Below are 26,393 nucleotides of genomic sequence, written 5' to 3' on the forward strand. Positions count from 1 at the left end.
CACTAGGTGGCCAACAACCCGGTAGGATAGGGGCGTGTTTGGACGTAAAAAAGATGACTCTCAATCCCCCGCAAATGTAGAGCCGACAGCCTCGGCTCCTGAAACAACGGACGGCCGCAAGACCGGACCGACCCCGAAGCGCAGCGCACAGCAGGCTAGCCGCCAGCGTCCGCTGGTGCCCACCGATCGCAAGGCCGCGAAAGAAGCCGATCGCCAGCGTCGTATCGAAGCGCAGAATCGTTTGCGTATCGCTAACGAAACTGGCGACGAGCGCTACCTCATGCCACGTGATCAGGGCGCGCAGAAGCGTTATGCCCGCAACTTCATCGATTCCCGCTGGATGTTCAGTGAATTCATGATGTTCGTGATCTTCGCTTTCTTGATCTTGTCACTGACTTTCAACCAGAATCTCAGCGTGCAAATGTACGTCCAGGGTGCACTCTGGGTCGTTATCGCTCTGGTGATCATCGAACTGATTGTGACCACGATACTGCTCAAGCGTCGATTGGTCGCCAAGTTCGGGTCGATGGACCGTGGACTACGCATGTATGCAGCAATGCGCGGAATGCAGTTCCGCAAGCTACGTCTTCCTAAGCCGCAGGTTAAGCGCGGCGCAAATATCGACTAGTCTCGCAGTCCAAATCGTCTAGGGCGGACCCCAGCGGGTCCGCCCTTCTTAATGCTCGAAAACGCAGTGGGCATTAACCAGTAGTCTTCTACACAATGTTATAGATTTGTATTTGTCTTCACAAGGTTTAAAATATTTATGTTTTGATGCCTTCCCTGTACGTACTGAATTCCTTTGTAATGCGAGATACAAGGTCCAATGCAGCGCCTACAAGGATTTGATCTGGTGCCACGATCGTCCCACCACATCGGCTCACCGCGTCCATTAGGCGTTTTGTTTCTCCCCCGGCAACGATTAGCCGGTTAAACGACTGATCCCCTGAAACCAAGTTTCAGGGGATCGTTTATTTCCACGGTGCTGCCCTACAGGCTGCGGGCAAGTTCCTTATTAATCGCACGAGCCCAAAAAGGACCTTCATAGAGGAAGGCGGTGTAACCCTGAACCAAGTCTGCGCCCGCCTCCAGGCGCGCCTTTACGTCGGCAGCATTTTCCACGCCACCAACGGCAATCAACGTCATCTGGGCAGGAACCAACTCACGTAGTTGGCGCAATACCTGCAATGAACGACGTTTTAACGGTGCTCCGGAGAGCCCACCGGCACCGATTTCTTCCACTCGTGCAGAGTCACTGGTTAGACCGTCGCGCGTAATAGTCGTATTGGTGGCAATAATTCCGTCCAAATTGAGCTCGGTTGCCAATTTCGCAACATCGGCAACATCTTCGTCGCTCAAGTCGGGTGCTATTTTCACCAGCAATGGCAGGTGACGCCCGGCGACTTGATCGGCCAGCGCTCCCACTTCACGTAGCAGCGGACGCAATGACTCAACACTCTGCAACAGCCGCAAGCCCGGGGTGTTGGGACTGGAGACATTAACAACTAGGTAATCTGCATGGTTTGCCAGCTGGCGGGTCGATTCAAGGTAGTCGCCGATGGCATCTTCGAGTTCCACCAGTTTAGTTTTACCAATATTCACACCGATTACCGGGCGAGTTCCGGTGTAGTCGGTCTTCAGCTGCTGGCGTGCCGTAGCAACGCGTGCCGCTACGGTTTCGGCGCCTTCATTGTTAAAGCCCATGCGGTTAATGACTGCGCGGTCTTCGACCAAGCGGAATAGCCGAGGCAACTCATTGCCCGGCTGGGCTTGACCGGTGACGGTACCGATCTCCACATGTCCGAACCCGATGTCACTGAGCGCCAAAATTCCGGTGGCACCTTTATCAAACCCTGCCGCCAGACCAAACGGCGAAGGAAAATCAATCCCCATCACGGTACGACGAAGCTTGGGGTCAGGGGCAAAAAACTTTCGGACTGCCTTGGTCAAACCCACGCGTTGCGCGAGCTTGATGGCATCAAAAGCAAAATAGTGGGCCTTTTCAGGATCCATCTTGGTGAAAACATGCTTGAAGACCAGAGGATAAATGCGCATGGTTAATAGTTTCCCGCGAAGATCCCCAAACAGACAACTTGATCTCGGTATGCTTCAAGACATGAAGGGCTCAACGTACTCATCCAGCGGGCAATGGCCGGATTTCACCGACACCACAGAACCCGGTCAATGGGTCCCGGATCCATTAGGTGAAGGATTCGAATACACGACCTTGGACTTCGGTGTTGATGATGAAGGCCCGGCCGTCGGCACCTTAGTTCGTTATAAGCCTCTGGGCTGGCGCACCTTGCTGCCGCGTCGCTACAACGGAGTGGTGTTGAGCCTGCATGGGTGGAGCGACTATTTCTACAACCGGGAGCTTGCAGAATTTTGGGATGCTCGCGGTTATCATTTCTACGCGCTTGATCTACGTCGTTACGGGCGCAGCCTCCGCGCAGAGCATGAAATACCAGGTTACGTCGATGACCTGGCAGTGTATGACGAAGAACTCGACGCCTCCATGGTGCTACTCGGCGCAGCACATCCAGATCTCCCGATCATTGCTCAAGGACATTCCCAGGGCGGACTGATCCTCACCCTTTGGTTAGCTCGTACCGCAGCCCGTGTCCAAGCTTTAGTGCTCAATGCCCCCTGGCTGGAATTCCAAGGAACTGCATTTTTACGCGTTCCCATGCACGGGATCCTGGAAGCTATTGGTCGTAATAACGGGCGGCGCAAACTCGTGCTGCCCGAACGCGATCACTACTGGCATTCATTGAGTGATCAAGGAGTCGGCGAGTGGGACATCCACCGGCTGTGGCGGCCGCGCTACGCATTCCAGCCAACTACCGCCTGGATGAAAACCATCCTCGATGGGCACGCCCTCGTCGCCAAAGGCTTGGATCTATCCCAACCAATTCTGGTGCTCAGTTCAAATGCGTCGCATCTGAGTACCAACTACTCCCCCATTATGCAGAACTCTGACTCCGTGATCGATGTGCAGCAGACCCGCTTGCGGGCCATCAAACTGGGCAATTTTGTCACTCTGTCACAAATCCCTGGGGCCATGCACGACGTGTTCACCTCTGCAGAACCAACCAGGGCCGCGGCCTATCGAGATCTCACATTGTGGCTGAAGATGTTCCAGCGCAAGCGCTAGCTCTTTGGCTTGTCTACGGCTCCGCCGTAGCGGCGATCGCGTTGTGCATACTGCTGTACGGCGGTAAACAGCGTAGTACGGTCTACATCGGGCCACAGCTGGTCAAGGAACACCATTTCTGCGTACGCTGACTGCCACAGCAGGAAATTACTCGTACGCTGCTCGCCGCTGGTACGCAAGAAAAGATCTACATCTGGCAGTTCCGGCGCGTAGAGGTACTTGCCCAAAGTCTTCTCTCCTACCGAGGAAGCCTTCAACCTGCCGGCGGCAACATCTGCCGCGATCGCTGACATCGCATCACCAATTTCGGCTCGCCCACCATAGTTGACACACATGGTCAGCTGGCAGCCGAGATTATCTTTTGTCAGTTCTTCGGCGGCTCGCAGCTCGTTAATCACCGACTTCCACAATCGCGGTTCGCGACCAGACCAGCGAATTCGCACTCCCCACGAGTTGAGCGTATCGCGCTGGCGCCGCAGCACGTCTCGTGAGAATCCCATCAGAAAACGTACTTCCTCGGGGCTTCGTTTCCAGTTCTCGGTGGAGAAGGCGTAGACGGAGACATGCTTGATTCCCAGCTCCACCGCTCCGGCCATCACATCCAGCAGCGCAGCTTCGCCGGCCCGGTGCCCCTCGGTGCGAGGCAATCCGCGCTGATTGGCCCAACGTCCGTTGCCGTCCATAACGATCGCTACATGCTCAGGCACTAAGGCTGCGGGGATGCTGGGCATCACCGGGTTATCCGGGTGCGGGTAAGGCTTGGCTGGACCAGGTCGGCCGGTAATCGGGCGAAGCTTGCTCATGTTCTCTCCACGTGTTTCAGCGATTTCACGGCACGCTCCAGGTGCCACTGCAGGTAATTGGCAACAATGTCGGCTGCCTGTTTTTTGGCTCGCGGTCCGGCTTCAGCCACCGAGTCCCAGTCGCCGGTGAGTAACGCCTGTAGGTAACCAAGGGTAATCGGATGGGGTGCCAAAGATCCCGGAGGCCGGCAGTCGGCACACACCACTCCGCCCAACTGGACGTGCAAAGCTTCGTGCGGACCAGGCTTCCCACACTTAACACAGTGGGTAAATGACGGAGCCCAACCAGCAATAGAAAGCGCCCGGAGAATGTAGGAGTCAAGGACTGCTCCGGAATCAACCCGATGTTTTGACAACAGCGCGATAGCACCATGAAGCAGCAAGTACTGTTTGCCGGTGGAATCCGCATCGGCTTCGAGCAGTCTCTCGGCAATTTCAACCATCGCCGTACCCACCGTATAACTCGTGTAGTCGCTCACTAGCTGTTGCCCATAAGGATGGCGTAGCTGAGCCTGCGAGACGACATCAAGATTTCGCCCCATCACGATCAGCGCGTCAACTTCCATAAATGGTTCCAAGGTGGCGCCGAGCCGCGATGAAGTGCGGCGCACGCCCTTGGCCACCGCCCGTACCAGTCCCTTGGGAGTGATCAGGGTGATGATGCGATCTGCTTCGCCCAGTTTATGGGTACGCAGCACTAACCCACGGGTGTGGTAACTGCGTGAAGCAAAGCCGGAACGTGACACGTCTTCAATTCTCCCACTTGAAACTGGAAAAATCGCAATTCACCACCGTGGATCCTTCGCTCAGCGCTGCCAGTGGCTACGTCGGAGTCCACGCCGGGTATTTCTCGCACGCAACCAGGTGCCGGATGGTTGGCTTCGCCAGTCACCAACCCCATGGAACTTTTTGACGGCTGTCGGTCTGTTCCTCATCCTGATCGTTCTCGAGCGCAGAGGCGAACTAAAGGGATCGTGGCTCTCTTTCGCGTCAGCGGAAAACAAAAATGCCAGGAACCAAAGGGTTCCTGGCATTTTGATGCTTGCGGTAGGTAGCTAAGCAGCGTCGCGAATCGCGCGGTTGACGGCAGATACCACTGCCTTCAGAGCCGAGATGTTGGTATTGGTGTCCATCCCCACGCCCCACAGGATGCGATCGCCGACGGCGCATTCAACAAATGAAGCAGCACGCGCGTTGCCGCCTTCGCTCATTGCGTGCTCGGTGTAGTCCAAGACGCGCAGGTCTACTCCATCGTCGTTGAGCATCTTGACCAAAGCGGACAAGGGACCGTTGCCTTGGGCGCTACGCTCATGCGCTACCCCATCGATGATCAGCTTCACGTCCAACTGGAAGCTTCCGTCTTCGGCCGAGGCAGCGGTCGCCGACGCAATCTGGTAATAACCCCAGGCATCCAATCCAGAGTCTTCGCTGACTGGCAGGTACTCGTCCTGGAAGACGTTCCAAATAGTGGACGAGGAAACCTCGCCGCCTTCGGTTTCGGTCTTCTTCTGAATTACTCCGGAGAACTCGATTTGCGCACGACGTGGCAGATCCAAGTTGTAATCGTTTTTCAGCAGGTAAGCCACACCGCCCTTGCCGGACTGTGAGTTCACGCGGATCACTGCTTCGTAGGAACGACCAATATCCATCGGATCGATCGGCAGGTATGGGACGGCCCAGACCATATCGTTCAGTTCCTTGCCCGCGGCGGTGGCCTTTGCGCCCATCGCCTCCAAGCCCTTCTTGATCGCATCCTGGTGGGATCCGGAGAAAGCAGTGAAGACCAGGTCGCCACCGTATGGGCTGCGTTCTGGAACTGGCAACTGGTTACAGTATTCGACGGTGCGGCGGATGTGGTCCATATCGGAGAAATCGATCTGTGGATCCACGCCCTGACCGAACATGTTCATGCCCAGGGTTACCAGGTCGACGTTGCCGGTACGTTCACCGTTGCCGAACAGGCAGCCTTCGATGCGATCCGCGCCAGCCAGGTAACCCAGCTCAGCGGCAGCAACACCGGTTCCACGGTCATTGTGTGGGTGCAGCGACAAGATAATCGAGTCACGGTTCGCCAAGTTGCGGTGCATCCACTCGATCGAATCCGCGTACACGTTCGGGGTAGCCATTTCTACGGTGGCCGGCAGATTCAAGATCATCTTGTTCTCCGGGCTGGCTTCCAAAACTTCGGCTACAGCCTCGGAAATTCGCTTGGCGAATGCCAGTTCGGTGCCAGTGTAGGACTCTGGTGAGTACTCATAGGTGATCTTGGTACCGGTCAGCTGCTCTTCGTACTTCTTGCACAGGCGTGCACCCTGTACCGCGATATCAACGATGCCATCCTCGTCTTGGCGGAAGACAACTTCGCGCTGCAGGATCGAGGTGGAATTGTACAGGTGAACGATTGCCTGCTTGGCGCCCTCGAGCGCCTCATAGGTGCGCTCGATCAGGTGTTCGCGGGATTGGGTCAACACCTGGATGGTGACGTCATCAGGGATGCCGCGTTCGATCAGCTGACGGACAAAGTCAAAGTCGGTCTGCGAAGCGGAAGGGAAACCGACTTCGATTTCCTTGAAACCCATTTGGACCAACAGGTCAAACATCTTGTGCTTGCGCTCTGGACTCATCGGGTCGATGAGCGCCTGGTTTCCATCACGCAGGTCAACCGCGCACCAGCGTGGAGCCTTCGTAATGTACTTATCTGGCCAGGTGCGATCTGGAAGGTTGACTTCGATCTGATCCTGGAATGGAACATACTTGTGGACTGGCATGTTCGAAGATTTTTGCATGTTCTGCATTTCGGTTATCCCCTAGACAATGTTGGTGCTTAGTTGTGTGGGGCCAGACGTGAGCTACTCCGCGGCGAGAAGGTCGGCCGAATTGACCACTAACGGTCTCTTGGATCCTCGCAGCGGCAGATTAGAAGTAGAAGCTCGAAATGCACATTTTGAGCATAACACCGGTTTGTTGAGCACCGTGATTTGCTACTCAATTGTGTCAAATAGTGGACATCAGGCGGGGAAGCGATCCTCGGGATCGGCTCGATATCCATGGACACTTCGGGTGAAATGCGCGAACAATAGGAGCTCAGGGCGAATTGCACACCGGCCGGGGCAACCAGGCTGAGGAAGGCAACGGATGAAGACGATCATCATCAGGGCAGGAATTGCCGGGCTTGTGGCGGCCGGCCCGATCGCTACGCAAAGGGTTCACCGATCTGCACCCAGATGGCGCAACGCCCTGACAGGCTCCGCCGCCGACGTAATCCGCCACCTCGCCGAAGGCGCCTGAACCACCTCGGACAATCCAGGAGGCTCACTCGATAGGGTGAACAGGATGTCATCGCAGACAGTAACCCATCCTAGAAAGGAAATTCCCTTGGACCTGAACCAAACCGGAGCGCCGGACCCCGCCGAACAAACCCTGCTATTTGAGATCCCGGGGCTACGGTGGACCGAGGCAGACGCGCGTCGGGCGCGGCAAGCGGTACCAGAGGTGCCAGTCGATATCCTCACCGCCATCTCGGAGCGCGAAACGTGGATCTACGTTTCCCGGCAACAGGTGAGTGATTTGGGCACCCCGGGTGACCCGGCGGCGTTCCTGGCCAGGCTCCTAGGGACCAGCGACAATGCCACCCAGGCGTTCCGTCTTCGCCGTCTACAGGCTCTGCTCTCGATCGGGGACGCAGCACAGGGCGGGCTCCAACCCTGGCACTACACGTCACAAACGGACATCCCGGTAGATGACGAAGACGAGTTCAACCAGTGGTTCGATCGCGAGCACCTGCCGCGCCTGGCCGCGGTCACGGGCACCGCGCACGCAGCCCGCTGCCGGACCGATGGCTCCCCGCGATATCTCGCCGGCTATGACTTGAGCAGTGAAGACGTGCACGGCAATGATGCGTGGCGTGATGCCGTCGCAACGCCGTGGCGCGATCGGATCCACCAGAAGTTCGTCAAACCACGTCGGCTCATGCTCAAGCGACTGCGCTAGCGGCTCGCACAGACGAGACACTGATGCACGCGGGTAAGCACTCCGAGCCAGGCTACGCAGTTGCGTCTTGGCGCGCTGCTTAAACACGGTGAAACAACGGGACGTGCGCCCAGCTCGCCACACACCGGCACACGAAGCCCAGTCAGGTTATGGTTTTTTGCGGTATCCGCCACCCTCGGCCGGCTAAAAAACCGGCCCCCGGATCTCCTCGAGCTGAGGTGATCCGGGGGCCGGCGGCTCATGCCAGGCTGTGCTTAGAAGCCCAAACGGCCAAGCTGCTTCGGGTCGCGCTGCCAGTCCTTGGCAACCTTCACGTGCAGGTCCAAGAAGACCTTGGTACCCAAAAGCTTTTCAATGCCCTGGCGCGCGTTGGATCCCACCTCGCGCAGGCGTGATCCGCCCTTGCCGATGATGATCGCCTTCTGGCTTGAACGTTCCACAAACAACGAGACGTGAATGTCGATCAACTGCTTGTCTTCGCTGCGTCCCTCGCGTGGGATCATTTCTTCGACCACTACAGCCAAAGAGTGTGGCAGCTCGTCGTGTACACCTTCAAGGGCAGCCTCACGAATAAGTTCGGCGACCATCTTCAGCTCAGGCTCGTCGGTGAGTTCACCGTCCGGGTACAGTGGTGGGCCCTTCGGCAGGTGCTCCACGAGCACGTTTGCGACCTCTTGAACCTGGAATTCCTTGACTGCGGAAACCGGGATGATGGCTGCAAAACCATCTTCGCCAAACTGTTCCACACCCAGTTCGGCCACCGACATTAGCTGCGCGGCGAGCTGTTCGCGGTCAACCAGGTCCGCCTTGGTGACTAGGGCGATGATTGGCTTGCGCTGCAATTGCGCCAGCTGGGTGGCGATAAAGCGGTCACCGGGGCCGATCTTCTCATTGGCCGGCAAGCAGAAACCAATGGCATCCACCTCAGATAGCGTCTGTGCGACCAAGTCGTTGAGGCGCTGACCTAGCAAGGTGCGCGGACGGTGCAAGCCGGGGGTATCAACCAGGATCAGCTGGGCGTCTTCGCGGTGCACGATACCGCGGATGGTGTGCCGCGTGGTCTGCGGCTTAGCCGAGGTGATCGCGACTTTCTGGCCGACTAGCGCGTTGGTTAGCGTCGATTTGCCGGCATTCGGGCGTCCCACAAAAGAGGTGAAACCCGAACGGAAGTTCTCGGGCCAGCCACTGGTGGGCATCATTTTCTCGTTATCGCTCATCGGCGGATACCTCGTTGTTCTCATTATGGTCGGATGCGTCCGTTTCCAGACGCTCTACATGGATTTTGCCAATACGGTTTCGGCGACCCGCGAGGGCCACCACGGTCAGCCGCAGTCCGTGAACATCGGCGGTGGAGCCGAGTACTGGAACGGATTCCAGCACCTTCGAGAGTAACCCACCGACGGTGTCAACATCTTCATCATCGATCAGCACGTCGAAGTGATCTGCCACATCATCGATGGACACCGAGGCCATGGCGAACAGCGAACCGTCTGGATTCTCGATGATCTCGTTACGTGAGCGGTCATATTCGTCGTCAATTTCGCCGACGATCTCTTCGATCAGATCTTCAAGTGTGACCAACCCGGCGGTGCCACCATACTCATCAATCACCACCGCGAGGTGAATGGCTTCTTGCTGCAGTTCTTGAAGAAGGTCTGCGGCATTTTTTGATTCGGGCACAAAGCGTACCGGCCGGGCCAGATCTTCCAGACGCTCCGCCTGCTGCAGGCCGTGGATCTCGGAGATCACGTCCTTGAGGTAGATGATGCCTTGAATGTCGTCGGTATCTTCGCCGATCAGTGGGATCCGTGAATAGCCGGAGGCCATAAACAGTTCCAGCGCACTGTTAATCGTGTGTTCCCCGGTGAGCACCACCATGTCGGTGCGCGGCACCATGACCGCACGCACGTTGGTTTCTTCCAGGTCCATTACCGAGGAGATTAGTTCGGCAGATTCTTCGTCAAGGTCTTCGCCTTCGCTGGCGCGATCCACCATGTCGCGTAGGCGTTCTTTGCCAAGGTAACCGTCTTCGTCGTTACCCGTTCCCGGGCTCATCGCGGTACCGATGCTGGCCAGCCAATTGGTGATCGGACCCAATAATAGGCGCAACAGGCGCACCATTGGTGCCGTCGTACGAACCACGTTGCGAGCATTGGAACGTCCATAACGCCGAGGTGACACGCTCACCAGCACAAAACCGATGGCCGCCATCACCACGGTGGCCAGTAGTCCGGCTAGCCAGAGGTTTTCGATCCAGCGGGCCGCCAGTAGGGCTACCGCCACCGCGGAGGCGGTTTCAAACCAGATACGCCAGAAGCGGATTGCTTGGGCGTGGGACTCGGTGTCGTCAAGGATGCGACTCAGCGACTTTGAGTCTGATTCGCTGCGCAACCGCTCGGCCGCATTACGCGACAATGCGTAGAAAGCTGAGTCGGCGGCCGTTAAAATTGCGGCGCTGGCCATGAAGACCAATGCCAAAATGAGTAGTACTGCGCCCACCGGCTATTCCACCGTTTCTTTCGGTGCTGGGCGGCCGGTGTAGCCTTCGAGTAGTCGGCGCTGCAGGGTGAACATTTCGGCCTTTTCCTCTGGTTCTTCGTGGTCGAAGCCCATCAGGTGCAACATGCCGTGAGTGGTGAGCAGCAAAATCTCATCATGGACCGCATGCCCGCCAGCCTTCGCCTGAGCCTCGGCGATGGTTGGGCAGATCACGATGTCGCCTAAGATCCCGCTTTCCGACGGAGCGGTTTCGGAACCTGGCCGAAGTTCATCCATGGGGAAGCTCATCACGTCGGTGGGACCTTCTAGGTCCATCCACTCCACGTGCAATTCGCTCATCGCATCTTCATCAATGAAGACGATAGAAACTTCGGTTTCCGGGTGGATGAACATCACCTCGGTAATCGAGTCGGCGAGTTTCTGCACATCGTGCAGGTCCACCTCATAGTCGGTTTCGTTGTTTACTTCCACGCTCATTACTTGGTCCGTCCCCGAGAGTGTTGTTCACGTTTTTTGGTATCCCAACGGTCATAAGCCGTGACAATGTCTGCGATCAGTCGATGACGCACCACGTCCCCGGCATCCAGCCGGCACAGCTTGATGTCATCAATATCTTCGAGCACTTCGATGACCATGGCTAATCCGGAGACCGCGTTTCCTGGCAGATCCACTTGAGTCACGTCCCCAGTGATCACCATTTTGGATCCGAAGCCCAAACGAGTGAGGAACATTTTCATTTGCTCGCTGGTGGTGTTCTGCGCCTCGTCCAGAATGACAAATGCATCATTGAGTGTGCGCCCGCGCATGTAAGCGAGCGGGGCCACCTCAATCGTTCCAGCTTCGATAAGACGCGGAATGGTCTCCGGGTCGATCATCTCGTGCAAAGCGTCGTAAAGCGGACGCAGGTACGGGTCAATTTTTTCGGTCAAGCTTCCGGGAAGGAAGCCTAGCTTCTCCCCCGCTTCTACCGCCGGGCGGGTCAAGATAATTCGACTCACTTCCTTGGCTTGCAAGGCTGCCACCGCCATGGCCATCGCAAGGAAAGTTTTACCGGTACCGGCTGGACCCACACCAAAGGTGATGGTGTTGTCCTCGATCGCGTCGACATAACCTTTTTGATTCAGCGTCTTAGGTCGAATCGATCGGCCACGTCCAGAAAGGATCTTCAGGCCCAGCACGTCGGTGGGTGTATCACCACCGCCGGCAGAGAGCATCTTAATGATTTGCTCGATCGTATCTGCGCTCATCCGCGAACCGCGGCTGGCTAAGGCCCGTGCTTCTTCGGTAACCCGCTGCGCTTTACGTACCTGGATAGGTTCGCCGATCAAGGTCAAGGTGGCACCGCTAGGGCGGAACTGCACCAAAGGATAAGCACCTGTCAGGATGCGCAATAATTCATCACTAGGACCTAGCGTCGCGACCATAAGTTCGGGAGTCTCGAAGGTGATGGTCATGGACGCGGAGTCTGACTCGGCCGGTACCTTATTATGTTCAACCTGCATGCAGTGCTTAGTGCCCCTTTTATAAAGCTTGGCGATGGTTCGTTCTCGTACCTTACAGTCTATCCATGACGGTCAGCCTTCGGGAAGATTTTCGCCATGAGCAAGGGCTCAATGCATCTGAAGTGTTTCTTAAGTATCACTGGTGGCCAAGGTATAGATTTGGTTAAGAATGCGTCGAAACGCCAGATTTCCGCTTTTTTGCTCAGCTTCGTGTGCCAAACTATTTGAGCGTCAGGGCATTTAATGCCCCGACGTTAAACGATTGATCAACGGATTGGTAAGTAGTGCAGGGTAGATTCACGAGAATGGTTTCAAAGCGGGTTGCCGTTATTGGAGTCAGCCTAAGTCTCGTCGCGGCAGCCGGCTGTGGTCTTGCTTCGCGCGAGGAATCACACCAGATGCCGATTAGCTCGACCGCCACGTCGCTGTCCCTACCCGCTGCAAGCGACTCGGTTGAACATCATTCATCAATTGACCGGTTGCCTATCTATTGGCTAGAAAACACGGATCTTGGCGTATATCTCTACCGTGAATACGCTGCAAAAAATATGACTGGTGAGCCCATTGGAGATTCCATCTCCTACCTGCTTAATGAAAAGTCAGTAAATCCTGAGTGGTACACACATCTGAAACCATCAAGCGAAGTTGGCGTGTCCATGAACAAGGAAAACGTCATTACCCTTGATCTTCCGGCTAAGGTCTTCAGCGCTAAACTCGACCGCGGACTGTCCGAGCGCAGCATTCAGCAACTAGTCTTCACTTCAACCGCTGCCGCTTCTAACGCGGGTCTGTTCATTGGCACATTGCCTCCGAAGGTAAAAATCCTGGTTGACGGTCAAGCTAATGCAACGGTTTTCGGAGACTTACGACTCGCAGATTCATACGAACGAGATGCAAGCTTCATGGCGCCAATTTGGATTATCGATCCGCAATTTGGCGCCACGAATAAGGCCGGGCAAATCAAATTCTCCGGGCGAACCGCCAACTTTACCGACGGCGTCTACTACAGTCTGGAAAGCAAGGACAAAACAGGCAAGCTGACCGTGTTGACCGCTGCTGAGGCTATCGAAGCATCGTCGATCAAACAAGATGGCTCATTCAGCTTCACCACTCAACTAGGAGTGGGCTCCTACAAGCTGACCTTCTGGGGACAGGAAAACGGGTCCACGAAGAAAATCGCTTCGGTGTCCAGTGAGTTCACCATCAAGTAAATTTCGGCTCGTTGAGCCACAAAAATGTTCAGCACAACCACTTGGTTGTACTGAACATTTTTTGTTTAACGGTTTACAACTCACCCAGCAGGTGCCGAACCAGGACCAAGGCTGCAGGTCCTGCGGTCGAAGCACGCAAGACATGCTGCCCTAGCAAGGCTGGGCGGGCACCAGCAGCAACAAACTGTTCAAGCTCAGCGTCACTTATACCGCCTTCGGGTCCGACCACCAAGGTGACACCGGCCTGCTTGGACGCCTGGCTTAGCCAGTTCTGCGTTTCTTGCGCGACAGATAGTTGTGCTGCCTCATGAAGAATCAAAACTAACTCACCGGATTCGCACAAGTGGCGAATCTGGGTACTCAGAGTCTTGGTATTAACCGGTTCCAAGACTTCAGGTTCAAAAGCACGACGTGATTGCTTCTGCGCCGAACGCACTAGCGAACGCCACTTAGCCATTGCCTTCTCGGTCTTACTTCCGCTCCATCGCACGATGGACCGATCTGCCTGCCACGGACGGACCGTAAACACACCGAGCTCCACGGCTGACTCCACGGCCTGCAGGTCACGGTCACCCTTAGCTAAAGCCTGAACCAGTCCAATTCGGTGTGCCGGAGGAACTTCCTGTAAACGTTCAAGCACGATGACGCGCAACAACTCCTTGGACGCGTCCAACACTTTAACGCGCAAACGCAAACCGGTACCATCGAGCAGATCAAGCTCTTCGCCGGAAGACACACGTTTCACGGCCACCGCATGATGGGCTTCAGCACCGGTGAGTTCTAGAGTTTCCCCCACCAGGGCTAGTGCACCTTGCTCCGCGGAGATCACAAAGCTGTGATTGCTCATGGTTAGCGCTGGTTCAACTTATCGCGCAACCGGGAGAACATCCCGCCGGACTGCTCAACGCGACCCGAGGTGAGCTTTTCCCCACGAAGTTCTGCGAGCTGTTCAAGCAGCTCACGCTGTGCAGCATCCAACTTGGTTGGGGTTTCCACCTGCAAGTGCACGATTACGTCACCACGCTTGCCACCGCGTAGGCGTGGTACACCAAGGCCTGGAAGCGTCATGGTATCCCCATCTTGGGCACCGGACTCGACATTGATCTGCTGCTCGCCATCGAAGGTTTCAAGCTTCAGTTCACAGCCCAAGGCGGCAGCGGTCATAGGAATGGTCATCTTCGCATGCAGATCGGTTTGTGCGCGCTCAAACACCTTGTGGCGACGAACATCAACCTCAACGAAGAGGTTACCGTTCGGTCCCCCACCAGGACCGGCTTCGCCCTGACCACGGAGCTGAATTCGGGTTCCCGAATCAACACCAGCAGGAATATTCAGCGACTTCGACACGTGCTCGCGCACGCGGCCTTCACCATTACATTCATTACATGGATCAGGGATAGTGGTACCGAACCCGCGGCAGGCAGGGCAAGTTTCAACGGTCATCATCTGTCCGAGGAAGGAACGCACCGGCCGCTGGATCTGACCCGCACCATGGCAGGTTTCACAGGTGACCGGGCTGGTGCCTGGGCGGCAGCATGAACCGTCACAGGCCTTACAGGTAACAGCGGTTTCCATTTCCAGCGGGTAGACGGTGCCCTTGACCGCGTCTTCCAAATCAATGGTGATGGTGATCAGCGCGTCGCGGCCAGCCTGCGTACGTGAGGCCGGCCCCTGGGCTTGTCCCCCGCCAAAGAACTGTTCGAAGATATCGCCAAAACCACCGAAGTTCTGACCGCCGCCACCACCGAAACCTTGCTGACCGTTGCCATTGAGGTCCCCGGTCGCGTCAAAGTTGGCGCGCTTCTTTTCATCTGAAAGGACCTCGTAGGCGCGGGTGACCAGCTTAAATTGCTCAGCAGCACCTTCACTGGGGTTCACATCGGGGTGCAACTTGCGTGCCAGTTTGCGGTAGGCACTCTTGATTTCCTGCGGGGTCGCATCCTTAGCAACACCCAGCGTCTCGTAATGCGAGCTCACGATATTCGCCGTGTCCTTTCGTAAAAATAAAAATTTTAGTGGCGACGAAAACTAATTCGTCAAAATCTTCGATAGGTAGCGCGCTACCGCGCGTACCGATGCCATCGATGAAGGGTAATTCATTCTGGTCGGTCCAAGTACGCCCAGTTTGCTACGTGCGTCCGAACCATAGGTTGTGGCAATCACCGTTGCATCGGATAACTGTCCGTAATGATGTTCGGTACCAATGGTCACCGCTACACCACGTGAGTCAGCTTCCAGCTCGGAAAATAGCTTAAGCAAAACTACCTGCTCTTCTAAGGCTTCCAGAACTGGGGTCAGCGTCAGCGGGAAGTCACCCGAGGAACGCGCCAGATTAGCAGTACCGGCCATCACGATGCGCTGTGCATTCGCGGCTCGTGCCATTTCCTGCAAGCTATCGACGATCGATTCGAACAAAGGATCTTCGTGAAGCTGTGGCGGGACTGTGTCCAACTTTAGGCTTCCCACGAGCTCAGCAAGTTGCCTTCCGCCCAGAGCGTTAAGCAAAGTCAGCTTCAGCGCGTGCAGTTCCTCGTCGCTATAAGCTCTCGCGGTCGAGATCATTCGCTGATCTACGGTCCCATTAGAGGCAATCATCACCATCAACACCTGCGCGGAGCCTAATCCCACAAGATCCAAATTTCGCAACGACGCAGTGTCATAGTGTGGCACTTGAATTAGGGCGACTTGGTTTGTCAGGCGTGCCAACAACCGAACGGTGCTATGGAGTACCTCGTCGAGATCTTGGGAGCTATCTAAGATCTTATTGATCGCTTCGCGTTCGGCCCTAGACAGCGGCTTCAGCTCACCTATCTGATCAACAAAACGGCGGTAGCCCTTCTCCGTGGGAATACGCCCTGAAGAGGTGTGCGGAGCCGCGATCAGCCCTTCTTCTTCCAGCAATGCCATGTCGTTACGGATCGTCGCCGCGGAGACTCCGAGGTTATGACGATCGAGCAATGCCTTGGACCCAACTGGTTCATGCGACTGGACGTAGTCCTCCACAATGGCGCGCAAGACGTCTAGCCGTCGAAACTCACTCACCTCAACACCTCCTATGAAACCACGCAAGGTTTTGGCACTCGAACCTATCAAGTGCCAAGTCTAATACGTTCATCGGTTGCTAGCATTGGATTTCGAGCGTATTCGATCACAGCGAAAGGCAGTACGTGTCCAATTACTCCTGGGGAGCGCAAGACCTCAGTGCACCAGCACCCAAAAAACTGCGTCAAATTCCGGTGTCCGTCGGTTTGTTATTGGAAGACGTGGACAGCGGATGGGTCGGTGAAGTGGTTCGCACCGAAAAGTCCGGAGGAATGCGTGTCATCGTGCTGGAGGACCGTCGCGGCAAGACACGTTCATTCCAGGCCGGGTTCGGATTCCTGCTCGAAGGAGAACCGGTCGAGATCGTAGAACCGCAGCCTAAAGCGGCAGCACCTAAGAAGTTAGTTTCGGCATCCGGTTCTCGTGCGGTCACTGACCTGAAAGCTCGTACCGCCCGGGCCAGTCGTATTTGGGTCGAAGGTAAACACGACGCAGAGTTGGTCGAAAAAGTCTGGGGCCATGACCTGCGCGTTGAAGGCATTGTGGTGGAGCCCTTACACGGAGTTGATGATCTTGCCGGAGCAATCCGAGCGTTTAATCCTTCACCGGAACGGCGCTTGGGGATCCTAGTGGATCACCTTATTTCTGGAACCAAAGAAGAACACATCGTCAAGGAAGCAATGCGGGTCCCCGGAGCAGCGCAACATGTGCTGATCCTGGGCCATCCGTACGTCGATGTCTGGCAGGCGGTTAAACCCTCGGCGCTTAATATTACGAAATGGCCGGTCATTGCGCGCGGCACCGACTGGAAAACCGGAATATTACGGGAGTTCGGTTGGCCACACTCCACAGCAGAGGATATTGGTCTGGGCTGGCAACGCATCCTTTCCCACGTTGACCACTATTCTCAGCTAGAACCACAGCTGTTAGGCAAGGTTGAGGAGCTGATCGATTTCCTCACCAGTGAAGATTACGGTTTCCTAACGATTGACTAATAGTTGGAGTTTCAGGGCGGGTTGGCCTTTACATCGCTAGAACCTCGATAGAATTGGAGCATCACCCTATCGAGACAAGGAAGAGCCACGTGACAACACGCAAGACCGTACCGCCGGAGAATTCACGTTTCGAAGGTTCCAAGGTCTCAGCTTTACCCTTGTCTCCTTCCGAGGACCGCCAATGGGCAATGATGTCGCACTTCGGCGCCATACTAGGTTGCATCCCAGCGGCCATCATCTTTGCGGTGTACCGCGACCGCGGGCCCTTCACTTCTCAGGAGTCAAAGGAAGCGTTCAACTTCACGTTCCCGTTGACTATCTTGGCAATCATTCTGAACGTGCTCACCCTGATCCCGGGCATCGGTTGGATCTTCGCTGTACTCACCGTGGCACTGTGGGTCTACATGACGCTAATGGGCGCCCATGCCGCCATTCAGGTCAATAAGGGACGCCCATACCGTTATCTCGTTAACCTGCGGTTGATGAAGTAACTAACTTTTCTATGTTTTAGAAATCTAACAACTCACGAACAACCAGGTCGGCCAAGAGCCGGCCTCGTTGCGTTAACACCACAGATCCAGCAAAAGCAGCTTTCGGATCAATCAACTCATCGGCGATTAAACCTGCCACAGCCTTCCGGCCATGCTCATCAAGCTCTGCGATAAGCATTCCGCTGCTGAGTCGGGTCAGGAGCATCGTTCGCTCTAACTGGACTGCTTCGGCGTCAGGGAACTCGCGACCGTGTCCCGGAGAGATGCCACCGTCGACACGCTGTTGGTAAGCGGCAGGATGCTTCACATTCCACCAGCGCAATCCGCCCACGTGCGAGTGCGCTCCAGGGCCTGCGCCCCACCAGTCACCACCTTGCCAGTACGCAACGTTATGACGACAAGCATGCTCGTCACCCTTGGCCCAGTTGCTGACTTCGTACCATTGGTAACCGGCTGCAGCGAACATCTCATCGGCTAGCTGATACTTTTCGGCATGATCATCATCATCAATATTAGGAACCTGTCCGCGCCGAATTTGCGCCGCCAGTTTAGTTCCCTCTTCGATGATGAGCGCGTAGGCAGAAATATGATCAGGTTCGTAGGATAGCGCCGCCTCGATACTGGCACGCCAGTCCTCCACCGACTCCCCCGGCGTTCCATAGATCAAATCCACGCTCACGTCCAAGCCCACCTCGCGTGCCCACTGAACTACCTGTGGAACGCGCTTGGGGTCATGGGTACGTTCTAGGACCGCCAACACATGGGGAACTGCAGACTGCATCCCAAAGGAGACTCGAGTAAATCCGCCATCTTTAAGCTCTTGAAGACTTTCACGGGTCACCGAATCGGGGTTCGCCTCGGTGGTGACCTCGGCACCGGGTTTGAGCCCGAATTCACTGCTAATGCGTCCTAATACCGAAACAAGGTCACTAGCGGGTAGCAAGGTCGGGGTGCCACCCCCGAAAAATACGGTTTCAATCTCGCGATGCGCAATGTCAGACTTGTCCATCACGCCGCGGGCGAAACTGATTTCCTGGCTGACCGTGGCAGCATAGCTGGCCTGGCTGGAGCCAGAACCAAGTTCCTTCGCTGTATAGGTGTTGAAGTCGCAATAACCGCAACGCACAGTGCAAAACGGAATATGCACGTAGAAGGACATGGTCCGCTCCTGCGCATTGTGCGAGCATAATGCGGGGAGCAGACCATCGGCCGGAGCCGGATCGCCGTCAGGCAAAACTGAGGGCATTTACTTCTTTTTCTCTTCACCAGTGGATAGGGCGGCGATGAAGGCTTCCTGCGGAACCTCCACACGACCGACCATCTTCATACGCTTCTTACCGGCCTTCTGCTTTTCAAGCAGCTTGCGCTTACGGCTAATATCGCCACCGTAGCACTTGGCTAGCACGTCCTTGCGAATAGCTCGAATGGATTCACGAGCAATAATGCGTGAGCCGATAGCTGCCTGAATTGGCACCTCAAACTGTTGGCGCGGGATCAGTTCACGCAGCTTTCCGGTCATCATGACACCGTATGCGTAGGCCTTGTCGCGGTGGGTGATCGCACTGAAAGCGTCGACCTGCTCACCTTGCAACAAGATATCGACCTTGACTAGGTCAGCAATTTGCTGGCCGTCGGCCTTCCAATCCAAGGAGGCATATCCGCGGGTGCGGGACTTGAGGTGATCGAAGAAGTCGAACACGATCTCCGCCAGTGGCAAGGTGTAGCGCATTTCTACGCGCTCCTCGCTGAGGTAGTCCATACCGCGCAACGTGCCACGACGGCCCTGGCACAGTTCCATCACCGAACCAATAAATTCAGCTGGTGCAAGGATAGTCGCAGAAACCAGAGGTTCATGAACCTCAAGAATCTTGCCTTCTGGGAACTCCGATGGGTTGGTCACGGTGATCATGACCTTGTCTTCACGCATGACCTCGTACACCACGTTTGGAGCGGTGGAAATCAGATCGAGATTAAACTCGGCTTCCAAGCGTTCACGGGTGATTTCCAAGTGCAAAAGGCCCAAGAAACCAACACGGAAGCCGAAGCCTAGTGCTACCGACGTTTCTGGTTCATAAACCAGTGCAGCGTCGTTGAGCTGGAGCTTATCCAACGCATCACGCAGCGCCGGGTAGTCACTGCCATCCATCGGATACAAGCCCGAGAAGACCATTGGCTTCGGGTCCTCATAGCCGCCCAAAGATTCGGTGGCAGGCTTGATGCTATTGGTGATCGTATCGCCAACCTTGGACTGGCGGACGTCCTTCACGCCGGTGATCAGGTAGCCTACTTCACCCACACCCAAGCCTTTACTCGGAACCGGGTTAGGTGCTGAAACGCCGATTTCAAGTAGTTCGTGAGTAGTGCCGGTGGACATCATCTGAATACGCTCGCGCGGACGAAGCATGCCGTCAACCACACGAACATAGGTAACCACACCACGATAGGTGTCATACACCGAGTCGAAAATCATTGCTCGAGCCGGAGCGTCAGCCACGCCCTTAGGCGCAGGCAGCTGCTTGATTACTTCGTCTAACAAGTCTTCTACGCCTTCACCGGTTTTACCCGAGACCTTCAGCACGTCTTCAACTTCGCAACCGATCAAGTTAGCCAATTCTAAGGCATACTTTTCCGGCTGGGCGTTAGGCAAATCGATCTTGTTTAGCACCGGAATGATGTTCAGATCACTCTCGATAGCCAAGTAAAGGTTAGCCAGGGTCTGCGCTTCGATGCCTTGGGCCGCGTCAACCAACAAAATGGCGCCTTCGCAGGCTGCCAAGGAGCGCGAAACCTCGTAGGTGAAGTCAACGTGTCCTGGCGTGTCGATCATATTCAGCGCATAGGTCACGCCGTCGACTTCCCACGGCATGCGCACTGCCTGCGATTTAATGGTGATACCGCGCTCGCGCTCAATATCCATGCGGTCCAGATACTGGGCCTTCATATCGCGCGAAGAAACCACGCCGGTGGACTGCAGCATGCGGTCGGCCAAGGTTGATTTACCGTGGTCGATGTGGGCAATAATGCAGAAGTTACGGATGAGCGACGGATCGGTCGCGGCTGGCACCTGGGCGGTGCGGGCCAATGGAGACACCTAAACAGACCTCATTTACTAACTAAGAATTTACGCGGAATTAGGCTCCATTCTGTCATGATTTACGCGTCACTACCTATTTGGAAGCGCGCGCCCTGATAGTTTGTCGATCATGGCTTTGAATGCACAGAAGATTCTTTCCCTTGCACTGCGTGCGGTTAAACTTTTTAACTCCTCACGTAGCAACGGAGCAACCGGCACAACTACTACCCGTCAGCCAACTCAGGCACCAAGCCGATCTCGGCATCCGCAAGCAGCATCCAACGGCTCAGCTACTCAGCCCGGTTCTGCATATCCCGGAGACTTTCGAGGCACCGTGCACTACGAGTACAACCCGAATCTTGACGGCCAAGCAGATCCCGGTGAGGTTGTCTGGGGCTGGGTTCCTTACGAGGAAGATCACAGCCAAGGCAAGGACCGCCCGGTATTGATTATCGGACGCGATGGAAAGTGGCTCCTAGGCTTGATGCTGACCAGCAAGGACAAGAATTTTGAGGGCCACCGAAATTCGGACTACATGGATATCGGTACCGGTGATTGGGATCGGGAACGGCGGCCCAGCGAGGTCAAGCTAGATCGAATTATTCGACTCAGCCAAAGTTCGGTGCGTCGTGAGGGTGCATTCCTTGATGAGCAGCGTTTTAACAATGTGGTGAACACCCTAAACAAGCAGCGCTAAGCGTTAGTTGTTAGACGGCCATTCTGCTAGAGTTAATTCTTGTGTGTCACGCAGGTTGGGTGACACGCCCCCTTTGGGTCGCCATAGGTGCCCCACACCGCTCAGTCGATGGCCCGAAGGATGAACCCTCTACCGACCGTATTTGACGATAAACGAGAGAGTTTATTAAAGTGGCAAACATCAAGTCCCAGAAGAAGCGTAACCTTACCAACGAAAAGGCTCGTCTACGTAACGTAGCAGTCCGCTCGGAGGTCAAGACCCTTATCCGTAACGTCAGCGAGGCAGTCGCCACCGCTGACAAGGAGAAGGCAACTGACGCACTGCGTTTGGCTAGCAAGAAGCTCGACAAGGCAGTTAGCAAGGGTGTTCTTCACAAGAAGAACGCTGCTAACCGTAAGTCGGCAATCGCCAAGAAGGTTAACGCCCTCTAAGCACCGCTAAACTTCAGCAAGATCCTCGAATCCTTTGGGATTCGGGGATCTTGCGTTTTAACCGCCATTTTCATCCGTGCGCTAGCCTGTGAGCATGCCTCAACTCAATAGCTGGATCGGATCCGAGAACTCCTCGGTCATCCATCACTGGCAGTTTCCGGTCACGACTGACCAGGTATGGCACGCATGGACTCAAGGTGCCCAGCTAAGCAAGTGGCTTGGCGAACCTCGCTTGGCTAACTTCGAAGTCGGACAGGTTGTGGAAATTCAACACGCCCCAGACTACTGGTGCACTTGCCTAATCCAACGGTGCGAACCAGGGAAACTTTTGATCATGACTTGGAAGTTCCCCGACGAGAACCTTTCAATGCTGGAATTACGACTCACCGGCAACTCAACGGGTACCAAGTTATCACTCGTACACAGTCAGCTGTCGGATCAAGCCACTAATTATCTGACCGGATGGCAGGCACACCTGCAGTATCTAGAAGATCTACTCTGCGGGACACCTCGTCCAATGACAGACTTTTGGTCCTTTTACGAGAAATTAGCCGCAGACGCCAAGCAGGCGAACTAACGTTGCGGGGCCTTGGACGCAATGAACAAGATGGCACGTTCTAAGGCATAACCTGGAGAACGGCCACCACCTTTAACCATGCGATCCGTTTGCGCAATATTTTCAATGCACAAGGCAACATCCGCACGCTTCCACCCGCGGGCTTGCTGCTGTGCAGCCTGCACCTGCCACGGCGCCATACCAAGTTCTGAAGCTAACGATGCCGCAGGCTCATTGACACCCAGCACCTTAGCCAATTGACGAATTTTCATCGCCAACGTTGCAACAATTGGGATTGGATCAGTTCCGGTATCCAGCGAATGACGCAGGGTAGTTAAGGCGAGCTGCGCATTTCCTGCCAGCGCCGCATCAGCCACTTTGAAGGCTGTCGCTTCAATACGTCCGCCGTAATAGCGATCCACTACTTCTTGGTCGATGGTCCCAGTGGTGTCTTGAATTAGTTGATGACAGCTCGATCCAAGCTCTGCCAGCGAATTACCCACCGCTGCAACCAACGACTTCACCGCATCATTAGTGATTCGGCGTTTGGCGGACTTAAACTCGGCCTGCACAAAATCGATTTTTTCAGCGTCTCGTTTGATCGGTTGGCAATTGACGATCAGCGCTCCGGCAGCCTTGATGGCGTCCAATAATTTTTTGCCTCGAGTGCCACCTGAATAATGCAGAATCAGCACGTTCTCTGGGGCCTGATCTTTGAGGTAGTTCAAGGCGTCTTTGAGGAAGTACTCATTCATGCTGGCGAGGTCATGGACTTCGACCAGATTGGCGCTAGAGAACAACGAGGAGCTCGTTGCAAGCAATAGTTCTCCGGGCTCATAGGTGGCCGCGTTGAGCCGCGTATGTTGAATGTCTTCGCGTGTTGCCGCTTGGCTACGCAATAGTTCGAACGCCCGGGAAGCCAGATATTGCTCGGATCCGGTCAGTAGGATCAGTGGTTGAGGAGTTAAATCCCTCCACGATATTCCCGGGGATGCTTGCGCGCGTGCCATCGAGCTCCTTTATGCGTCGTGCGGTACCTTGATCCTACCGAACTACAGCTCCAATCGCCTTGGCCAGCACCTTGTCCGCTTCGAATGTGAGCAGAACACTACCTTCCTGATCCGTCCTGATAACTTTTGAGCCAACGTGTTTTGCGGCGTCAAGAATTTTTTGATGTGGATGACCGTATGAGTTGTCTTCGCCCACGGACACCAAAATCACTTGAGGCTTGAGCTTCTCGATGACTTCGACTCCACCGTTTTTCGCCCCATGATGCGATGCTTTGAGCACTTGTACCGGTGGTTGTGGTTGGCTCGCCAGCAACTGGTGCATCGCAGCTTCTTCTAAGTCTCCGGCAGTAAAGAAGCTGACTACTCCCCCATCCAAAATAAAGTCGAAGACGATCACCAAAGAAGTGTCATTGGGCTCTGCATAGCGCGCACTGACCTCATCAGGGCCGATCACCCGATACCGCACCACGTCGCTGCCCCCGCTATCCCCCGGTGCGATAGCTTGCGCACCTTGCCAGAGATCCGGACCAAAACCAGAGGACACTAGTCGCTCGCCGATCTCGATTCCGGAAGCCTCAATTTCAGGTATTCCGCCAAAATGATCGGCATGCTCGTGGGTAATAAACACCTTGGACAGCTTCGTGATTCCTAATCGTTTCACGCAAGATTCCACGTCCCCATCGGGCGGGCCCGAATCCAGCAGCCAGGCTTCTCCTGGACCGGTATGGATCATAAAAGCGTCCCCCTGCCCGACATCACACATTGCAACGTTCCATTCTCCGCCAAGATCGGGACGATAGAACAAGGTCGCCGGCACAACAATCGCAGACATCGCCACCAATGCTACGGTCAAGCCTCCGGCAGCGACTCGGTGCACGGCCAGATGTTCACTTTCACGGCCGGTCACAAGTAATACGGTGAAGACGACAGAGAATCCAATAGCCAGACTGATACCGGCAACGCCCGCTGGCCACGGGCGCGAAGCACCAGGTAACTCGACCACCCATAACGCTATTTTCCCGATCCACCCGGCCGGTAGCCCAGGCACCCACACCAGCACCTGTATTAGACCCGGCAAAGCGGTACACAGCAATAAACAAAGCACCCCGACGGTGGTGATCAGCGGCAATAATGGGGCAACTACGAGGTTCGCCGGCAATGAGTACAAACTAAAGTTTGAGTTCAACGCGATAATCACCGGAAGGCAGGTGAACTGGGCGGCACAACAAATTGCGGTGAGCTGTGCAAACCATGGCGGGAAAATACGCGAGAAAATCTCGGTGAGCGCCGGACTCAGCACGATAATACCTAGTGTTGCCAGCACCGATAATGCGAATGCCGGATCTACCGCGAGCGAGGAATCCAGATGTAGCAAGATCGTCGCGGACAAGCTTAGGATGCCCAGCGATCCCCTGCCACGGCCGAGCAGCAACGAAATGGTGGCGATCATTCCCATCAGTCCGGCCCGAAGTACGCTGGGATCTGGCCCCACAAACCAAATAAACAACCCCAAAAAAGCGATACTCAAGATGGCGGCAGGGATTCTGGGAACGGTAAAAAGTCGCAGGAGCACCAACACCATCGCCCCGAGCAACGCCACATTTGAACCGCTGACCGCGGTCAGATGGCTCAAGCCACTATTTTTCATAGCTGTCGAAAGCTCTTCGCTCTGCCCCGAGCGATCCCCATAAAGCATTCCAGGCAGTAGCCCCTGAGCTTCATGGCTTAGACCTTGCAAGCTGGATGCAAACCGTGTTTTTAGGTAATCGGCGGCGTTAGGATCTTGCGAACTGAGAACTACCGGCTGACTCTGCGCTCGAGCCCACCAGGCAAACGAGCCGTTTGAATCGGTGGCTTGCAGAGCAAGGATTGTTTCAAAGTTATCGGCGGTGACTTCGAGACTGTAGGGTACGCTCAGATACACCTCAATAGGACAGCTAACCCATTGTTCTTCGTGCCAGTATTTGAGTATCTGCGCAGCTCCTTGGCTGACCTCGTCTGCGCCAAGTCTGGGTTGCCCGTCGAAGGCAATGATCACCTTGCGTTGCTGTTCGGCTTCGCCGGGCAATAAACATTCATTGTTCCCAGAGCCGAGCGCGCTGACGCTGATCGCGGCTAAAAGCAATAAGAGCGGCCCGGTAAACCAGGGGGCCGACGAGGGGGAGTCGTGACGCTGGCGCAGTAAAAATGCCAGAATCACGAAGAAGACCACCAGCACCACCAGCATTACTGGCAAGGCCGGTTTCAAATACGCGGTCAGCCACGCCCCTGCGAGCACCCACAGACCCCGAAAATCCGTTTTCATGGGACCACCAGCTCGGTTAGTTCACCCAGTAGTACCGGCCCGATACCGGAGACGGCGTCTAGTTGCTCCACGCTGGTAAAGGGGCCGTTCTTGGTGCGGAAGTCGATGATGCGTTTGGCTAACGCCGGACCGATCCCGGGCAAGGTCATCAGCGTTTGCTCGTCGGCTTGGTTCAAGGAGATCTTCGCGCCGGCGCCGGGGGCTTTCGTAGCTTCGGCCGGAGAGCTGCTGCTGGCACCGGGCAAGATGATTTGTTGCCCGTCGGTGAGTTTGGCCGCCAGATTGAGAAGTTCGGGAGCAGCCTTTTTGCTCATCCCACCGGCCTTATTAATGGCGTCGATGATGCGCGAGCCCTCGGCTAGTTCATACACTCCGGGTTTTTTGACCGCACCGACCACATGCACGGTAATCATGTTGACCGCTTGGGTCGCGGCAGGATGTTGCGGATCGGCGACCAGCGGGATTGCTTCTAATTCTTCGGCTGCCGGTGGTGGAGCAAAGATAATGGAGAAGGCGACCCAAACCAGCACCACAAGCACCAATACGAGCGCGGCCACGCGCGACACGGCGAAGCGCAAACGGGTCGGCCGTGGCGCAAATTTAGAGAAGAAGTCGTGGCGCCCCATGAGCCACA

25 protein-coding genes are annotated in these 26,393 nt (G+C 55.6%); 9 read left to right on the forward strand and 16 right to left on the reverse strand.

What is annotated here, in order from left to right; genetic code table 11:
• Window positions 1-34: 34 nt before the first annotated feature.
• Window positions 35-628, forward strand: a complete 594-nt coding sequence (locus tag CIK74_RS17595) for a DUF3043 domain-containing protein (protein ID WP_096257719.1) — start codon at window positions 35-37, stop codon at window positions 626-628.
• Between the two features lie 362 nt (window positions 629-990).
• Here CIK74_RS17595 and CIK74_RS17600 read toward each other — a convergent pair whose 3' ends face one another.
• Window positions 991-2,055, reverse strand: a complete 1,065-nt coding sequence (locus tag CIK74_RS17600) for a quinone-dependent dihydroorotate dehydrogenase (RefSeq protein WP_096257720.1) — start codon at window positions 2,053-2,055, stop codon at window positions 991-993.
• 61 nt (window positions 2,056-2,116) lie between these two features.
• On the opposite strand from CIK74_RS17600, the gene CIK74_RS17605 reads away from it, so the two are divergent.
• The gene (locus CIK74_RS17605; protein ID WP_205738305.1) at window positions 2,117-3,154 is read left to right on the forward strand and encodes an alpha/beta hydrolase; all 1,038 of its coding nucleotides are present in this window, start codon (window positions 2,117-2,119) and stop codon (window positions 3,152-3,154) included.
• Here CIK74_RS17605 and CIK74_RS17610 read toward each other — a convergent pair.
• From CIK74_RS17610 to leuA, 3 genes are all read right to left on the reverse strand, one after another.
• The gene (locus tag CIK74_RS17610) at window positions 3,151-3,957 is read right to left on the reverse strand and encodes an isoprenyl transferase (protein WP_096257721.1); all 807 of its coding nucleotides are present in this window, start codon (window positions 3,955-3,957) and stop codon (window positions 3,151-3,153) included. The genes CIK74_RS17605 and CIK74_RS17610 overlap by 4 nt on opposite strands.
• Window positions 3,954-4,703 (reverse strand): DNA repair protein RecO, encoded by a 750-nt coding sequence (recO, locus tag CIK74_RS17615; RefSeq protein ID WP_096257722.1) that lies wholly within the window; start codon window positions 4,701-4,703, stop codon window positions 3,954-3,956. The genes CIK74_RS17610 and recO overlap by 4 nt, the downstream gene beginning before the upstream one ends.
• Window positions 4,704-5,012: 309 nt before the next feature.
• Complete coding sequence (gene leuA / locus CIK74_RS17620; protein WP_096257723.1) at window positions 5,013-6,752, reverse strand: 2-isopropylmalate synthase; 1,740 nt, start codon at window positions 6,750-6,752, stop codon at window positions 5,013-5,015.
• Between the two features lie 580 nt (window positions 6,753-7,332).
• On the opposite strand from leuA, the gene CIK74_RS17625 reads away from it, so the two are divergent.
• Complete coding sequence (locus CIK74_RS17625) at window positions 7,333-7,947, forward strand: DUF4286 family protein (RefSeq protein ID WP_096257724.1); 615 nt, start codon at window positions 7,333-7,335, stop codon at window positions 7,945-7,947.
• A 254-nt stretch (window positions 7,948-8,201) separates the two neighbouring features.
• On the opposite strand, the gene era is transcribed toward CIK74_RS17625, so the two are convergent.
• Genes era through CIK74_RS17645 form a run of 4 tightly spaced genes read right to left on the reverse strand, consistent with a single transcriptional unit; the run spans window position 8,202 to window position 11,948 of the window.
• Entirely contained in the window at window positions 8,202-9,164 is a 963-nt protein-coding gene (gene era, locus CIK74_RS17630) for a GTPase Era (RefSeq protein WP_170947942.1), read from the reverse strand.
• Window positions 9,154-10,446, reverse strand: a complete 1,293-nt coding sequence (locus tag CIK74_RS17635) for a hemolysin family protein (RefSeq protein ID WP_096257725.1) — start codon at window positions 10,444-10,446, stop codon at window positions 9,154-9,156. Before CIK74_RS17635 ends, era begins: the two co-directional genes overlap by 11 nt.
• Before the next feature lie 3 nt (window positions 10,447-10,449).
• Entirely contained in the window at window positions 10,450-10,923 is a 474-nt protein-coding gene (ybeY, locus tag CIK74_RS17640) for an rRNA maturation RNase YbeY (protein WP_096257726.1), read from the reverse strand.
• Window positions 10,923-11,948, reverse strand: a complete 1,026-nt coding sequence (locus CIK74_RS17645) for a PhoH family protein (protein ID WP_096257727.1) — start codon at window positions 11,946-11,948, stop codon at window positions 10,923-10,925. Before CIK74_RS17645 ends, ybeY begins: the two co-directional genes overlap by 1 nt.
• Window positions 11,949-12,346: 398 nt before the next feature.
• Between CIK74_RS17645 and CIK74_RS17650 the strand changes: the two genes are divergently transcribed.
• Window positions 12,347-13,159, forward strand: a complete 813-nt coding sequence (locus CIK74_RS17650) for a GerMN domain-containing protein (RefSeq protein ID WP_096257728.1) — start codon at window positions 12,347-12,349, stop codon at window positions 13,157-13,159.
• Window positions 13,160-13,232: 73 nt separating this feature from the next.
• Here the strand turns inward: CIK74_RS17650 and CIK74_RS17655 are convergent, their stop codons facing one another.
• Genes CIK74_RS17655 through hrcA form a run of 3 tightly spaced genes read right to left on the reverse strand, consistent with a single transcriptional unit; the run spans window position 13,233 to window position 16,201 of the window.
• The gene (locus CIK74_RS17655; RefSeq protein ID WP_096257729.1) at window positions 13,233-14,006 is read right to left on the reverse strand and encodes a 16S rRNA (uracil(1498)-N(3))-methyltransferase; all 774 of its coding nucleotides are present in this window, start codon (window positions 14,004-14,006) and stop codon (window positions 13,233-13,235) included.
• A 2-nt stretch (window positions 14,007-14,008) separates the two neighbouring features.
• Window positions 14,009-15,136: a molecular chaperone DnaJ gene (dnaJ, locus tag CIK74_RS17660; protein ID WP_096257730.1), complete on the reverse strand. Its 1,128-nt coding sequence runs from the start codon at window positions 15,134-15,136 to the stop codon at window positions 14,009-14,011.
• A gap of 51 nt (window positions 15,137-15,187) precedes the next feature.
• Window positions 15,188-16,201, reverse strand: a complete 1,014-nt coding sequence (gene hrcA / locus CIK74_RS17665; RefSeq protein WP_096257731.1) for a heat-inducible transcriptional repressor HrcA — start codon at window positions 16,199-16,201, stop codon at window positions 15,188-15,190.
• A 125-nt stretch (window positions 16,202-16,326) separates the two neighbouring features.
• On the opposite strand from hrcA, the gene CIK74_RS17670 reads away from it, so the two are divergent.
• Both CIK74_RS17670 and CIK74_RS17675 read left to right on the forward strand, forming a co-directional pair.
• On the forward strand, window positions 16,327-17,196 hold the full coding sequence (locus CIK74_RS17670; RefSeq protein ID WP_096257732.1) for a DUF3097 family protein: 870 nt from the start codon (window positions 16,327-16,329) through the stop codon (window positions 17,194-17,196).
• A gap of 89 nt (window positions 17,197-17,285) precedes the next feature.
• Window positions 17,286-17,687: a DUF4870 domain-containing protein gene (locus tag CIK74_RS17675; protein ID WP_096257733.1), complete on the forward strand. Its 402-nt coding sequence runs from the start codon at window positions 17,286-17,288 to the stop codon at window positions 17,685-17,687.
• A gap of 16 nt (window positions 17,688-17,703) precedes the next feature.
• Here CIK74_RS17675 and hemW read toward each other — a convergent pair whose 3' ends face one another.
• Window positions 17,704-18,933, reverse strand: a complete 1,230-nt coding sequence (gene hemW / locus CIK74_RS17680; RefSeq protein ID WP_096257734.1) for a radical SAM family heme chaperone HemW — start codon at window positions 18,931-18,933, stop codon at window positions 17,704-17,706.
• Window positions 18,934-20,778, reverse strand: coding sequence for a translation elongation factor 4 (gene lepA / locus CIK74_RS17685; RefSeq protein WP_096257735.1), 1,845 nt, complete (start codon window positions 20,776-20,778; stop codon window positions 18,934-18,936). It lies immediately after the preceding gene.
• Between the two features lie 112 nt (window positions 20,779-20,890).
• On the opposite strand from lepA, the gene CIK74_RS17690 reads away from it, so the two are divergent.
• The 3 genes from CIK74_RS17690 to CIK74_RS17700 all read left to right on the forward strand — a co-directional run bounded on the left by CIK74_RS17690 (window position 20,891) and on the right by CIK74_RS17700 (window position 22,465).
• On the forward strand, window positions 20,891-21,457 hold the full coding sequence (locus CIK74_RS17690; protein WP_096257736.1) for a type II toxin-antitoxin system PemK/MazF family toxin: 567 nt from the start codon (window positions 20,891-20,893) through the stop codon (window positions 21,455-21,457).
• Between the two features lie 170 nt (window positions 21,458-21,627).
• Entirely contained in the window at window positions 21,628-21,888 is a 261-nt protein-coding gene (gene rpsT / locus CIK74_RS17695; RefSeq protein ID WP_096257737.1) for a 30S ribosomal protein S20, read from the forward strand.
• A 94-nt stretch (window positions 21,889-21,982) separates the two neighbouring features.
• On the forward strand, window positions 21,983-22,465 hold the full coding sequence (locus CIK74_RS17700; protein WP_096257738.1) for an SRPBCC domain-containing protein: 483 nt from the start codon (window positions 21,983-21,985) through the stop codon (window positions 22,463-22,465).
• On the opposite strand, the gene holA is transcribed toward CIK74_RS17700, so the two are convergent.
• Genes holA through CIK74_RS17715 form a run of 3 tightly spaced genes read right to left on the reverse strand, consistent with a single transcriptional unit; the run spans window position 22,462 to window position 26,385 of the window.
• Entirely contained in the window at window positions 22,462-23,454 is a 993-nt protein-coding gene (gene holA / locus CIK74_RS17705; RefSeq protein WP_096257739.1) for a DNA polymerase III subunit delta, read from the reverse strand. The two genes, CIK74_RS17700 and holA, sit on opposite strands and share 4 nt — an antisense overlap.
• A gap of 34 nt (window positions 23,455-23,488) precedes the next feature.
• Entirely contained in the window at window positions 23,489-25,759 is a 2,271-nt protein-coding gene (locus CIK74_RS17710; RefSeq protein ID WP_096257740.1) for a ComEC/Rec2 family competence protein, read from the reverse strand.
• A complete protein-coding gene (locus CIK74_RS17715; protein WP_096257741.1) occupies window positions 25,756-26,385 on the reverse strand; it encodes a ComEA family DNA-binding protein in 630 nt (209 codons plus the stop codon). Before CIK74_RS17715 ends, CIK74_RS17710 begins: the two co-directional genes overlap by 4 nt.
• Window positions 26,386-26,393 lie beyond the last annotated feature (8 nt).

Source organism: Glutamicibacter sp. BW77 (assembly GCF_002332285.1).
Classification (GTDB): Bacteria; Actinomycetota; Actinomycetes; order Actinomycetales; family Micrococcaceae; genus Glutamicibacter; species Glutamicibacter bergerei.